Consider the following 13489-nt stretch of genomic DNA (forward strand, 5'->3'; position numbering starts at 1 on the left):
AGATACCTCTTGGGGCCGATGCCGGCGGCGGCCGATTCCCGCTAGGCTCGGGGCATCGAGTGAACCTGCTGGGTGCTATTGGGCAAAAGGGGAATGAGCCATGGAATCGACAACAGCCATCATGGGCGCAGTCCTGGTGCTTATCGCGTTGATCGGTTGCGGAGTTTTCGATCGCAAGCCCAAGGTCTAGCGTTCGGGCGGAACTGCACGGGCCGGGGTCCGGGTGGAGGTTTTTCCTTCACCTGGACCCCGGCTTTTCGCGTTGGCTAGTTGCCCAGGTAGTGGCGGATTCCCGCCAGGGCGGCCCGTACCCCCGAATCCAATGCGCCACGGTATTCGGGCAGGAAGAACGGGGAGTGGTTGCCAGCCGGTGCTGGATCCTGCGGGTCGGCACCGCCGAACATCCAGAACACGTTCGGCACGCCGATGGCATCGCCCAGGGCGCCGAAGTCCTCGGACCCCATGAGCGGCGGCACCAGGCGGACCTGCTCCTGCCCGAATTCCCCACGCAGTGCGCCCACGACGTTGCCGGTCTGCTCCGGGTCGTTGTACAGCCGCGGGAAGGTGTAGAGCTGCTCGATCTTTGGCTGCGGAGCACCGGAGGCCTGCGCCTCGGCATTGATGATGCGGGTGACCGCATCCAGCACCTTCTCGCGGACCGGTTCGGTGAGCGTGCGGATGTTCAGCGTGAGCACCGCAGTGTCCGGGATGATGTTTTCCTTCAGGCCTGCATGGAACGAGCCGCAGGTGACCACGGCGGAATCCAGGGGATGCACTTCGCGCGAGGTGATGGTCTGCAGCCGGGTGATGATATTGGCTCCCAGGACAATCGGGTCGATGGAATCCTGCGGCTGGGAACCATGGGCCTGCTTGCCGTAGAGGGTAACCTCCAGCGAGTTGGCCATCGCCATCGCCGATTCCGGGGTGATGTGGATGATTCCGGTGGGGAAGGGGAAGACATGCTGGCCGAGGACTGCTGATGGCCGCGGAGCCCGCTCCCACAGGCCATCGGCGAGCATGGCGGCGGCTCCGGCGCTGGTTTCCTCGCCGGGCTGGAAGATGAACACCACGGTGCCGGCCCACTGGCCGGTGCTGCGGGCCAGCACGCGGGCCGCGCCCAGGGCGCTGGCCACGTGGGTGTCGTGGCCGCAGCCGTGCATCACCGGCACTTCGGTGCCATCAGCCAGCAAGCCCCTGGCGGTGGAGGCGTAGTCCACCTTGGTGTCCTCGGCGATGGGCAATCCGTCGCTGTCGGCGCGGAAGGCCACCACTGGCCCCTCGCCGTTGCGCAGGATGCCCACCACACCGGTGCCGCCGCAGCGGAAGTGCCCGATGCCCAGGTCTTCGAGCCTGGACTCGATGAACGCTGCGGTGTTGTGCTCCTGCATGGACAGCTCCGGGGTGCGGTGCAGGTGCAGGTAGTCTTCGTGCAGGGTTTGGGTTTCGGTTTCGGTGAGCCCGAAGGTGTTCAGCATGGAATGATCCTCTAGCTTTCTGCGGTGTAGATTTTCTTGCGGTCGCGCAGGACCCAGGAGAAGACGATGGAGCTGATGACCACGATGGCGGTGGCGAACATGCCCACCGCTGGCGCCGCCGGAACGACCACGAAGTTCATGGCCAGGGCCAACGCCAGGGCGATGATGGTGGGGCGCAGCGACTTCATTGCCACGATGCTCTGGACCAGCACGGCACCCATCAGCGAAGGCAGGATGTACAGGCGGGCCACCTCGATGACTTCGAGGGGGATCAAGGAAACCAGCCAGGTGCCCAGCAGGCCGACGAACAGCAGCAAGCTGGTCAGGTGGACGGTGGCGGCACCGCAGATGGCCATGACCGCGGCCAGGTCGCCGCGCTTGGACCCGGGCTTGGCGCCAATGGTGGACTGGGCCACGATCGCCGCCGGAAGCAGCTTATTGGAGATGTTGCCGATCATGAACGCCTGGTACATGGCTGCCGAACCGAGGATGGGGAAGTAGGTCAGCGGTTCGACGATCCACAGCACGCCGAAGGTTGCACCCACGGCGAGGAAAGCGACCCAAATCATGGACGGGGTGATCTGCAGGCCGCTGAAGAACGCGATGTAGATCGGGCCGATCAGCGAGAGCACCAGTCCGATGACCATGGTGATCGAGCCGTAGCGCGAGGTCTGCTTCTCGAATCGCGCCATTGATGCGTCGGCGCCGGTCAATTGGGGTGTCGTAGTCATGATTGATCCTTAGGCGGTGTGCAGGAAGTAGGCGGCGACGATGGAAACGACGATGGAGATGCCCAAGGCCCATTCCTTGAGCCATTTGATGTTCAGCACCTTGGCCAGGTACAGGCACAAACCCATGCAGGCTGCGGAGATTCCCACCAGAATTGCGTGGATGCTGGATTTGGGCAGTTCGGCAATGGTCAGTGCGGAGAACGCGCCGAGCAGGGCCGCGGTGGGGATCAGCGCCATCATTGCCGGGTTGCGCTTGGACATGGACGCGCCGCCCTTTTTCAGCAGCGGGGTCATGATCAGCGTGCAGATCATCCACATGGCGCCGGACAGGCTCATGGCCATGAAGGCGACTCCGAAGACCTGCTGGGTGTAGCTGCCGCCACCGAGGGACGCACCCATGGTGCTGGCCGCGATACTCGCAGAACCGGTTTCAGCCGCGGCGGAGCCGATCAGGCCGATGCGTACCAGGACTGCGGGTGTGCCGAACAGGGCCAGCAGTGCGATAGCTACCAGGACCACCGCCAGGGACGGGCCGATGGACGCGACCATGCCGGCACGGAAGGATTCCTTGACTTCGTTGAGCGGCATGTCCACATGCGGAGCTGCCTTCTTCGCCGCCCGCGAATACAAGATGCACTGCACGAAGATGACAGCGAAGACACCCAGCGCGCAAAACCAGAGGACCGGCGAGTTGGCCAGAGCCCAGATGTCGGTTGATCCGGGATCACCTGCTGCCATGACGAGTTGCGGATTCATGAGTGCTCCTTGGGTTGGAAACAGTGGATGTGAGCTGGATCTCTATCGAGTACCAACGATCCGGGATTAGAATGTTTCTGGCAAGATATGAATTGATTAGCCATAAATCTGGCCAAATCCTCCAAAACACCCCAATTGCAAGAGTGGAACTTGGGAATTTAGACGAAATAATCTGAACTTTTTCCATATGAATTGCAGTGGTATCGGCGCCATGCGGCGGTTGTGGCCTGAAAGCAGGAATCATGTCCGATTTAAGCATCCTCAGCGACCTGGAACGGCAAATCATCGTCGCCTTGCAGGTCGACGGCCGCGCGACTTGGCGCAAGATCGCCCGGGTGATTGGCGAACCGGAACGTACCGTTGCCCGCTACGGTTCAGCCCTGCTCGAGCAGGGGAAGGTGAAGATCGCGGCTATTGCCCATCGCGCCGGCGCCGTGATTGCCTCGGTGAGCTGCGCGCCCGGAACGATCCCGGTAGCCAGCCAAGCGCTGTCCGCGCGAACCGACACCAGCTTCACCTATATGGTCACCGGTGAAAGCGACGTCGTCAGCGAACTGCACTACGACGGCGGGTTGCAGGACATCCTGACGTTGCAGCTTCCGGCCACCCCGGGCCTGAGCAATATCCAGATCTACCCGATCCTGAAATACTTCAAGACCATTCGCGCATGGCGCGGCGGGGCACTGAGCAATGCGCAGGAAACGGCTTTGGCCCCCAGCGCCGGAGGGGAACTGACCACGTGGAACCCCGTCGGAGAGCTGGGGGACAGCGATCACCTCATCATCGACGTGCTGCGCAAGGACGGCAGGGCAAGCATCGAAACTATCTCGCGCCAAGTGCGCCTGAGCGAAACCTCGGTCTCCCGCCGGCTGGATTGGCTGCTGCGCGGCGAGCACATCTCCATTCGTGCGCTGGTTGATCCCGCGCTGATGGGATTCAAGGTCGAAGCGCTGCTCTGGGTCCAGGTCTCCCCGGCTCATGTGGATGCGTTGGGGACCCTGCTCACCAGCCTGCCGCAGGTGAGGTATGTTGCCGCGGTGGCTGGCGATGCCCAATTGCTCGTGGACGTCACGGTGCCAACCCAGCGGGATCTCTACGAATTTATTGCCAAGACGAAATGGGGCGAAATGGTCCAGCTGCGCACCTCGATGGTGCTCGGTGCCCGCAAACGCGGCGGTCAGCTGGCCGGCGCCTGAAAAGGCCGGCGGATAAGGTGTTCAGCAACAATTCACCGGTTTTTCGCTCCCGCAGCCGAAGGGGGCCAGCGGCGGTAAACGCAAGGTGAACACTTCCCCGAAAGGCGATAATAATGCGTAATATCGTCTCAACGGTTCGGAACCGCTTCGGAAGTGGCATAGTCTCACGATACCGGGCGGCATGGCTTCGCTCGCGCTGTTAACAACCAGTTAACGCTGCAGGGGCGAAAGGAATACCGGCAACCGTGAGCAAGAGGTTGACCTACGGGACGAACCAGGGAACGGCTACGCCTGAAAGCGCGTGGCGCAAACGCAAGGACGCGTGGGAGCACTTGGGCTATGTGCTCAGCGAGATCTCTTCTGAATACCAGGAGGAAGACCGCCGCACGGAGCATGAGCTGGAGGCCGGCCGGTTGCTGGGGCTGCTGGCAGCCATAGAACCGTACTGGGCGAATCCAGGCATCGAATACTTCAACGAGGTTTCCCGGCTCATGTCCGGCGGGCAGTACGAAGATGCGATGAAGCTGGTCTACCAAGCGAACCAGACCTTCAGGACGCTGACCCAGTACATCGACCTTGAAGGCCATGACGAGGCGGAACAGGATCCATCGCAGCTGGGCAACGGTGCACCTGGCAACGCCAGGGTGCAGGCCCCGATGGTGGAAATCCTGCTGGTGGATAATGGCCCGGCGGAGGAGATCGAGCTTTTCAAGGAAGAAATCGCCGAACAGCGCCAGCGCACCGATCCGTTCCACTACAACTTCGTGGTGGTGCCCAGCGTGGAAGACGCCCTGGCCGCAATCCTGATCAATCCCGGCATCCAGTCCGTCGTGCTCACCGCCCGCTTTGATGCGCGCACGCGTCGCCGGCTTTCCTCGACGCTCAAGAATTTCATTGCCCGGCGGATGGAAGGCTACTTCCAATCCACCAGGCAGATCCAGGGCCTGCTGGACCTGGAAAACATCCTCGATCAACTGCGCCCCGAAGTCCCGGTGTACCTGATCGCCGGGGTCGCCCTGGAATCGATTGCCCACGAGATCACCGGGCGTTTCCGCCGCATCTTCTCGCGCAATGACCGGATGGACCTGCACCTGTCGATTGTCTCGGAAGTGCTCGAACGCTACCAGACCCCGTTCTTCAACGCGCTGCAGAAGTACGCCAAGCGGCCTGGCGGGGTTTTCCACGCCATGCCGATTTCCCGTGCAGGTTCGGTGCAGAACTCCCCATGGGCCAGGGACCTGGTGGACTTCTATGGCAAGAACCTGCTGCTGGCCGAAACCTCGGCCACCTCCGGCGGGCTCGATTCCCTCCTGGACCCGCAAAGTTCCATCAAAAAGGCCCACGAGCTGGCGGCCCGGGCTTTTGGCAGCCACCGCACCTACTTCGTCACCAATGGCACGTCGACCGCCAACAAGATCGTGCACCAGTCGATTCTCGCTCCGGGGGACATCGTGCTGGTGGACCGCAACTGCCACAAGTCCCACCACTACTCGCTGGTGCTCGCCGGGGCGAACGTCAGCTACCTGGAGGCCTACCCGCTCAACGAGCATTCGATGTACGGGGCGGTGCCGCTGGAGGAGATCAAGGGACGGCTGCTGCAGCTGCGCCGCGAGGGCCTGCTGCACAAGGTCAAGATGCTGACCTTGACCAACTGCACCTTCGACGGGATCATCTACGACCCGCGCCGGGTGATGGAAGAATGCCTGGCCATCAAGCCGGATTTGGTGTTCCTCTGGGACGAGGCCTGGTTCGCCTTCGCCGGATTCCACCCGGTCTACCGCCAGCGCACCGCCATGACCGTGGCGGCCGCGCTGGAAAAGCAGCTGGAAACCGCGGATTACCACCAGCGCTACGCCGCGCAGCGTGCGGCCCTTCCAGCACCGGGCACCGTGGAGCACCCGGAGAATGACCAGGCTTGGCTGGAGACCCGGTTGATTCCGGATCCGGAGCAGGTCCGCTTGCGGGTGTACTCCACCCAGTCCACGCATAAGACCCTGACCTCGTTGCGCCAGGGCTCGATGATCCACATCTACGACCAGGACTTCGCGGTGCGCAACCTCAACGCCTTCCGCGAGGCCTACATGACCCACACCTCCACCTCGCCGAATTACCAGATCCTCGCCTCGCTGGATATCGGCCGGCGCCAGGCCGAGCTGGAAGGCTATGCGCTGGTGCAGCGCCAGGTCGATTTGGCGCAGTCGATTTCGCGGGCCATGGCGCGCAACGAGCTGCTGGGCAAGTATTTCAAGATCCTGCACTCGACGGACCTGATCCCGCAGAAGTACCGCCAGTCCACCACGCAGAACCCGGTGCGCGACGGGCTGGCAGCCTGGGACGAAGCCTGGGCGGAAGACGAGTTCGTGGTCGACCCCTCGCGCCTGACCCTGGACATCAGCCGCACCGGCGTGGACGGGGACACGTTCAAGCACGAGTACCTGATGGATGGGCATTCGATCCAGGTCAACAAGACCAGCCGCACCTCGGTGCTGCTGATGACCAATATCGGCACCACCCGTTCGGCCGTGGCGCACCTGATCGAGGTGCTGGTGAAGATCGCCGAGGAACTGGACCGCAAACGCCGGCTGGATGGAAGAGTGCTGGCACTGGGCAAGAAGCCTGCGGCCGAACAGATTCCCTTGCCGGACTTCAGCGCCTTCGCTCCTGAATTCGCAGGAGGCGGCGGCAGCGGGGACATGCGCTCGGCCTACTACCTGACCTACCAGGACCCGGCGACGCATTTCCTGTCCTCCGCGCAGATCCGCACCCAGCTGGTGAACGGAGAACGCGTGGTGTCGGCGGTATTCGTCACCCCGTACCCGCCGGGATTCCCGGTGCTGGTCCCCGGCCAGGTCATTACCATGTGCATTCTGGATTACATGGACCGGCTCGATACCAGAGAGATCCACGGCTACCACCAGGATCTGGGCTACCAGGTGTTCACCTGCGAAGCCCTGGAACAGGTCGCGGCGCAGCAGCCCTGAGCGGGTTGAGCGGATTGCCTTGAACGCAGCTTGCGGACCCACCCGGCATCCCCGGGTGGGTTCCGGCTTCCGCGGCGAAGAACGCTGCACGCAAGAACAGTTGCCGTCACGACCCGAAAGGCCCTGATTCGCGCACCGAATGCGCAAATCAGGGCCTGAATCGTAAGCAGCCCTAAGGCTGTATTTTCCGTCCGGCCAGATGCGCCGAGATCGCCTCGAACGCACGAATGGTCGGGAACAGCTTGGAAGCATCCTGCGGCAGCGGCCAGCTGGACAGCTTGACCGCGACCAGCTTGGTCGCCGGATCCATGTAGATCATCTGGCCATGGATGCCCAGGGCCACCGCGGCCCCGGTGGCAGGGTTCGGGAACCAGATCTGGTTCCGGTAGTGCCCTCCGGGCATCATGTTGTCGCCCGGGGACTGGGCGAACGCCTGGACCAGTGCGGGATCGGTGGCGAAGGTGTCGGCGATCCATGCCTCGGAGAGAACCTGCTTGCCGGTCAGCGCACGCCCGCCATTGACATAGAGATGGCCGAAACGCGCCAAATCGCGCAGGCAGGCGTTGAATCCGCCGTCGAACATTCCGGTGCCGAATTGGTCAACGCCCATCACCAGATCCTGCTGGGCACCGAGCTTGGACCAGACATAATCCGAAAGCAGTTCCTGCAGCGGGGCGCCGCCGGCGGCTTCCAGCACCCAGCCCAGGGCGTCGGTCTCGCAGGAACGGTATTCGAAGACCCCGCCGTGCGGTCCCTTGGCCTGCAGGGTCAGCAAGAACTCGTACATCCCGATAGGCCCGATGCCGCCACGCGACGGGGCCCAGCCGATGGCCTCCTCCAGCTGGCGCACCTCGGCATTGGGATCCAGATACTCTTCGGAGAATTTGATCCCGGAGCGCATATCCAGCAGGTCGCGCACCCGGGCGCCGGCATAGCCGCTGCGTTCCAACACCGGCACGTAGGTGGCTACCGCCTGCTCGGCATCAAGCATTCCGGCGTCCACCAGCGCCCCGGCCAGGGAACCCACCAGGGTCTTGCTGACCGACATCAGCAGATGATCGGTCAGCGACGTCATGGTGTTGTAGTACTTCTCCCAGAGGATCCGTCCATTGTGCATGACCAGCACGGCGTCGGTATTGGTCGCGTGCATTACCCCGCGCACGGTCAGCGCCGGGTCGGTAATGCTCGCCTTGGCCACTTCCAGTTTGCCCAGCTTCTCCTCGGCCAGGTGCAGCCTGACGATCGGGCCATCGCCGCGCGAGACCTTCACGGTGGGATGGATCCTGGCGATGTTCTGGAATGAGCGCTTGATGTTCTGCGGGTACTGCCAGGTGGCGATGTTCAGCGCCTTGCTGGGAGGACCTGCCAAGTTGGCCGCCATGTGCCCGGCGGCATCAGTCGCTTCAGTTGCCATGCTCTGATGGCGGAACGTCAATTCCCTTGTATTGGGATCGGATGCAGGAGATGAAGTGCTTGGCATCGATGCTGAGCTTGGTCTTCTTCTTGCCTTCGTACTGCAGCTTGGCCTTGGTGACCAGGACCCCAAGATCGGCTCCCTTCCATCGGTAATCCTCTACGCCGTAGATGCGCAGGAAGAATGCTTCCTTGTGGGTCTGCAGCTGGTGCCAGTCCAATGCGGAACGGGAAAATTGCAGCTTGCCGCGCGAGTCGAGGTAATAGTTTCCGGTGCGTGGGGCATGGGTGATGTACTGCAGGATGTCATCGGTTTCCTTGATGATCATGTGGCTCCAGACATCAGCCCCGCTCATCTCTTCCCAGCGGGCATTGATCTCGTCAACGTCCAGCTCGAATTCCACATCAAGGAATTCAAGCAGGTGGAAGAGGAACAGCGGCACGTCGGCATAGGCTCCGGCGGTGACGTTGGTGATGGCGCTGGCCCCGGAGATGCGCGGATTCAGTTCGCCCAGGTACACCTCGTCGGTGTCGGTGTCCACCAGCACGTCCACTTCGAAGAAGCCGCGGTAGCCGGTGTCCTTCAGGCCGTTGCCCACCTTGCGGACCAGATCGATGGCGCGCGAACGCTGCGAGTCGGTGACCACATCAGGGTGCATCTCATTGCCGCACCAGCCGCCCTTGTACGGAGTCAATTCCTTGTAGCCAGCCAGTTCGGTCAGGATCGGCCCCACCACGGTGCCGCATTCGGTCAGCACGGCCTCAACGGCTACCGGCTGGTTGTTGATGCGCTTCATGATCTTGAGCTGTTCGCCGATGATGTTCTTGGCATGCGCCTTGAACTGCGCCTTCGAGTCGATGAAGAAGGTCGTCTTGCCCGAATCCCCGTAGGGGGTCTGGACCACCAGGTCCTTGCCCAAGCCGGCCTCCCCGGCCAGTTCCATGAGCTCGTCGTAGTTATCGGCGGTGCCCAGCACGTTGGGCACCGATGGTGCGCCGGCGGCATTGCCCAGCTTGGTGGTAACGATCTTCGAGTCCAGTTCGGTGCGCAAGGCGGCCGAGGGCAGGATCAGGTCGTAGCCCAGTTCCTCGCAGATTGATTCGGTTTCCTCGTCGAAGAAGACCATCGCGATCTTCGGCCGGGGACCGCCCGGGGTGCACTGGGAATCGATGTATTCGCGGACCTCGGAGTTCTCCAGCAGCCAGTTGTTGATCTCTTCGGCGCTCTGGAAATCGACATAGGGCTTCTCGGCGGGGGTGAAGACCCGCGGGTGGTGGCCGTCCCAGCCGTCGTAGTAGGTGATGTAGCTGAATTTGCGGACCCATCGGTCAAGGCCCAGCAGATTGACCGGGGTGGCGCCGAGGAAGAAGATCGGAGTGGTATTGGTGCGGAAGAAATGGCGAACTTCGCTCATGTTCTTCAGCTTGCGGTCCATGCGCAGGACCTTGGCCGGGAGATTCGCGGGTTCGGACTCGTTGTAGGCCGCGTCGACGGCGACGTTGGCGCTGAGCTGATCGGTAACAACGCGCGCCTTGTGGCGCAGCTTGTCCAGATCGCTGGGTTTGGGCATGCGGTGGCGAGAAGCCGGGGCGTGGGCCTCAAGAATGTTGGCCATGATGTGGAGATGTCCTTTGAAACTGTCCGAAGAAGGGCGGTTGCACGGCACAATGCGTGACAGTTTCATGCTCAGCGCTCATCGTAAGCACCGGCCCACGTTCTGCTTAACGCGTGGTGAACATTGAGCCCGCCCCCGCCGATGCGGCCTGCGACGTGGCATGCAACGGCAGGTTCGGGCTCAAAGCGAGGTAAAGGTTACTCCTTATTGCGGCAACTGGCCGCCGCTAGCCAGAGACCGTCGAAGCGAAATCCAGCTGCTGGAATTCGAATCCGGACTGCTGCAGGACTTCGCTGGTGACCTTGCGGCCGGTCAACGCGACCCGGGCATTGGATCCCATGACCGCGGCGCCGATCTTGGGCAGCACCGACCCGGTGGGCAGGCCAGGCAACCCCGCGATGGATCGCAAGGCGGCCATGACCTCGGCATTGCGCAGCGGCTTCGGGCTGGCGGCATGCACCAGGCCGGCAGGGATGGAAGGCTCTTCGAATCCGAGCAGGCAGCGGATCAAGCGCAGCCAGTCTTCCAGCCCAATCCAGCTGAACCACTGCTTGCCGTCCCCCAGCGGACCGCCCATGCCGGTATTCACCAGCAGGTTCAGCGGGCCAAGCAGGGGAGCGTCGGGGTGCATCACCAGCGAGGTGCGCAAGAGATAGCGCTGCTCGGCGTTGACCGCGGCCTCGGCGAAGGCCTGCTCCCATGCCGAAGCGACCCCGGTCATTTCCGGCAGGGCGCGCTGGTCGCTGGGCACGGGGCTGGACTCGGTCAGCTCTTCCTCGCCGGCGTCACCGAAGATGGCGGTGGTGCTGGCCTGGATCCAGGTGGCCAGCTGGGGCGCCGAGGCTGCGGCTTCGGCCAGGGTCTTGGTGGAGGCCACGCGCGAGTCGGTGAGCGCTGCGATGTTCTCCGGGGTGTTGCGCTTATCGACGCGCTCGCCGGCCAGATTGACCAGGTGCACCGGGTTCTTGCTGGACAGCGCACGGGCCCAGGGCCCCTGGTGCATGCCATCCCAGCTGTACTGCTCGGCAGGGAAATCATTTTCCGGGTTGCGGGTCAGCACCGATACGGAAATGCCGCGGCAGACCAGATCGGCGACGAGGTTGCGGCCAAGGAATCCGCGACCGCCGGAGATCACCACATGGGCATCGCGCTTGCGGTGCGCACCCGGGGCGATGATCCGGTACAGGCGGGCCGCCGCGATGGCGAAGTCCTTGCACAGGGCGTTGGCCACGGTGAATTTGAAAGCGGTGGTGCCCGGGCCGTTGAGCTCAGCGGTGAAGTGCAGCACGGATCCGTGCTCATGGGGCTCTACCTGCCAGCGCAAGACCATTTCACCGGCCGGCTGCGGCTGGGTGAACTCCACCATGAGGGTGTCCTGGTTGCGCCGGGTGATGGAGCCCGAAGGCGCGGTGCTGCGGTGCAACGGGCCGAAGAACTTGCCCGGCGGCAACAGATCCACCTTGGTGCCCACGCCGCGCTGGTCGTCATGCACGATGAAGCCGTCGAAGCTCTTCATCCACTGGCCGGTCTGCGACAGGTTGCCCACGATCGAATAGACGGCCTGCGGGTCAGCGGCCAGGAACTGCGACTCGGTGCGCTGCCAGTGCGTGAATTTACTCGTGGTGCTCATCTTGGAATAGTTCCTTCCAGCTCGGTTTCTCGGGCATAGCTCTAGGCTACTGTGCCCGGTGCACTTCGGCAGGATAGACATCGAAGCCTGCCTGAACTGTTACACCAGGGTCCTGGAACGGGAAAAGCTCCCTTGGTCCATGCGGACCAAGGGAGCTTCGGATCGGGGCGTTGGCTAGGCGGTAACCTTCGAACCGACTTCCTGTTCCATTTCGGTGAACTCGGCATCGATGGTCGGGTTCGGGCGGTAGGTTGCCCGGGAAACCAGCCATGCGACAACCAGTGCGGCGATGAAGCCCGGGACGATCTCGTACATGGCCGCGGACAGCGGCTTGACGTTGCCCCAGATGAATACCACGACGGCGCCGGTGACCATGCCGGCGAAACCGCCCACGGCGGTCAGCTTGCGCCAGTACAGGGCCAGCAGGACAACCGGGCCGAAGGCGGCGCCGAAGCCCGCCCACGCGAAGGAAACCAGCTCAAGGATGGAGGAGTTCGGGTTCAGCGCCAGCAGGGCGGCGACAACGGCCACCAGCAGCACGCCCGAGCGGCCCAGCATGACCAGGGCCTTGGGCGAAGCCTTGCGGCCGGTGATGTTGTACAGGTCTTCCACCAGTGCGGAGGAGCAGACAATCAGCTGCGAGGACATGGTGGACATGATGGCCGCCAGCACCGCGGCCAGCACCAGGCCGGCAATCAGCGGATGGAAGAAGATCTGGCTCAGCAGCAGGAAGACGGTCTCGCTGCTGGACTTGTCCAGTGGCTGATCGGCGAAGTACGCGACGCCGATCAAAGCGGTGGCGACGGCGCCCAAGGTGGTCAGGAACATCCAGCCGATGCCGATACGGCGTGCGGTCTTCGCCTCGCCCGGGGTGCGCAGCGCCATGAAGCGCACGATGATGTGCGGCTGGCCGAAGTAGCCCAGTCCCCACGCGGCGGTGGAGAAGATGGCCACGGCGGCCAGGATCGCGCTGTTGTCGCTGAAGGAGGAGAACAGGTTGAAGGCTTCCGGGTTCACCGCGGTGATGCGCGATCCCAGGGCCTCGATATTTCCCATGCTGATGACTGCCACAATCGGCACGGCAATCAGCGCGGCGAACATCAGCAAGCCCTGGACCATGTCGGTCAGGGACGCCCCGAGGAAGCCGCCGAACAGGGTGTAGAGCAGGGTGATTCCTGCCACGAAGAACATGCCCGCAAGGTACTGCCAGCCGAAGGAAGCCTCGAAGAACTTGCCTGCAGCCACCATTCCGGAGGAGACGTAGAAGGTGAAGAACACCAGGATGATCACCGATGCGCCGATGCGCAGCAGGTGGCTGTTGTCCTTCAGGCGCTTTTCGAAGAAGCTCGGGATGGTGATGGCGTTCTGCGAGATCGCGGTGTAGGAACGCAGCCGCGGGGCGACGAACTTCCAGTTCAGCCACGCGCCGATGAGCAGGCCGATGCCGATCCATGCTTCGTGCAGTCCGCCGAGGTAGATGGCGCCGGGCAGGCCCATGAGCAGCCAGCCGGACATGTCGGATGCGCCTGCGGAAAGGGCTGCGACCCACGGCTTCAGGCCGCGGTCGGCCAGCATGTAGTCGTCAATGTTGTTGGTGCGGCGATATGCAATATAGCCGATGCCAAGCATGGCGGCCATGTAAATTGCGATCGCAATCATCTGGAAAGTCTGGTCGGACATTTTTCCTCATT

General features: G+C 62.9%; 9 protein-coding genes. 2 read left to right on the forward strand and 7 right to left on the reverse strand.

The genetic code is table 11. The annotated features are described in order from the left end of the window. Positions 1–266: 266 nt before the first annotated feature. The 3 genes from ACIOTN_RS09050 to ACIOTN_RS09060 are packed head-to-tail and all read right to left on the reverse strand — an operon-like array spanning position 267 to position 2962. The gene (locus ACIOTN_RS09050) at positions 267–1475 is read right to left on the reverse strand and encodes an amidohydrolase (protein ID WP_402735186.1); all 1209 of its coding nucleotides are present in this window, start codon (positions 1473–1475) and stop codon (positions 267–269) included. 11 nt (positions 1476–1486) lie between these two features. Continuing rightward, entirely contained in the window at positions 1487–2206 is a 720-nt protein-coding gene (locus ACIOTN_RS09055) for a hypothetical protein (RefSeq protein WP_402735187.1), read from the reverse strand. Between the two features lie 9 nt (positions 2207–2215). Continuing rightward, positions 2216–2962, reverse strand: coding sequence for a DUF5058 family protein (locus ACIOTN_RS09060; protein ID WP_402735188.1), 747 nt, complete (start codon positions 2960–2962; stop codon positions 2216–2218). Between the two features lie 242 nt (positions 2963–3204). Here ACIOTN_RS09060 and ACIOTN_RS09065 point away from each other — a divergent pair, with 242 nt between their 5' ends. Together ACIOTN_RS09065 and ACIOTN_RS09070 are read left to right on the forward strand one after the other, a co-directional pair. Continuing rightward, complete coding sequence (locus tag ACIOTN_RS09065) at positions 3205–4158, forward strand: Lrp/AsnC family transcriptional regulator (protein WP_402735189.1); 954 nt, start codon at positions 3205–3207, stop codon at positions 4156–4158. Positions 4159–4403: 245 nt separating this feature from the next. Beyond that, on the forward strand, positions 4404–7139 hold the full coding sequence (locus tag ACIOTN_RS09070; protein ID WP_402735190.1) for an aminotransferase class I/II-fold pyridoxal phosphate-dependent enzyme: 2736 nt from the start codon (positions 4404–4406) through the stop codon (positions 7137–7139). A 172-nt stretch (positions 7140–7311) separates the two neighbouring features. On the opposite strand, the gene ACIOTN_RS09075 is transcribed toward ACIOTN_RS09070, so the two are convergent. The 4 genes from ACIOTN_RS09075 to putP all read right to left on the reverse strand — a co-directional run bounded on the left by ACIOTN_RS09075 (position 7312) and on the right by putP (position 13478). Then, positions 7312–8553 carry a serine hydrolase domain-containing protein gene (locus tag ACIOTN_RS09075; protein WP_402735191.1) on the reverse strand — a complete coding sequence of 414 codons (1242 nt, stop codon included), beginning with the start codon at positions 8551–8553 and terminating at the stop codon, positions 7312–7314. Further along, positions 8543–10168, reverse strand: a complete 1626-nt coding sequence (locus tag ACIOTN_RS09080) for a biotin carboxylase (protein ID WP_105658878.1) — start codon at positions 10166–10168, stop codon at positions 8543–8545. The genes ACIOTN_RS09075 and ACIOTN_RS09080 overlap by 11 nt, the downstream gene beginning before the upstream one ends. 226 nt (positions 10169–10394) lie before the next feature. Then, the gene (locus ACIOTN_RS09085; protein ID WP_402735192.1) at positions 10395–11798 is read right to left on the reverse strand and encodes an NAD-dependent epimerase/dehydratase family protein; all 1404 of its coding nucleotides are present in this window, start codon (positions 11796–11798) and stop codon (positions 10395–10397) included. Positions 11799–11972: 174 nt separating this feature from the next. After that, positions 11973–13478 carry a sodium/proline symporter PutP gene (gene putP / locus ACIOTN_RS09090; protein WP_402735193.1) on the reverse strand — a complete coding sequence of 502 codons (1506 nt, stop codon included), beginning with the start codon at positions 13476–13478 and terminating at the stop codon, positions 11973–11975. Positions 13479–13489 lie beyond the last annotated feature (11 nt).

This window comes from Glutamicibacter sp. NPDC087661, from assembly GCF_044743275.1.
Classification (GTDB): domain Bacteria; phylum Actinomycetota; class Actinomycetes; order Actinomycetales; family Micrococcaceae; genus Glutamicibacter.

Excerpts from the sequence above, each read along its gene's own strand:
- ACIOTN_RS09050 (WP_402735186.1), bottom strand. The coding sequence starts at position 1,475 with ATGCTGAACACCTTCGGGCTCACCGAAACCGAAACCCAAACCCTGCAC.
- ACIOTN_RS09055 (WP_402735187.1), bottom strand. The coding sequence starts at position 2,206 with ATGACTACGACACCCCAATTGACCGGCGCCGACGCATCAATGGCGCGA.
- ACIOTN_RS09060 (WP_402735188.1), bottom strand. The coding sequence starts at position 2,962 with ATGAATCCGCAACTCGTCATGGCAGCAGGTGATCCCGGATCAACCGAC.
- ACIOTN_RS09065 (WP_402735189.1), top strand. The coding sequence starts at position 3,205 with ATGTCCGATTTAAGCATCCTCAGCGACCTGGAACGGCAAATCATCGTC.
- ACIOTN_RS09075 (WP_402735191.1), bottom strand. The coding sequence starts at position 8,553 with ATGGCAACTGAAGCGACTGATGCCGCCGGGCACATGGCGGCCAACTTG.
- ACIOTN_RS09080 (WP_105658878.1), bottom strand. The coding sequence starts at position 10,168 with ATGGCCAACATTCTTGAGGCCCACGCCCCGGCTTCTCGCCACCGCATG.
- ACIOTN_RS09085 (WP_402735192.1), bottom strand. The coding sequence starts at position 11,798 with ATGAGCACCACGAGTAAATTCACGCACTGGCAGCGCACCGAGTCGCAG.
- putP (WP_402735193.1), bottom strand. The coding sequence starts at position 13,478 with ATGTCCGACCAGACTTTCCAGATGATTGCGATCGCAATTTACATGGCC.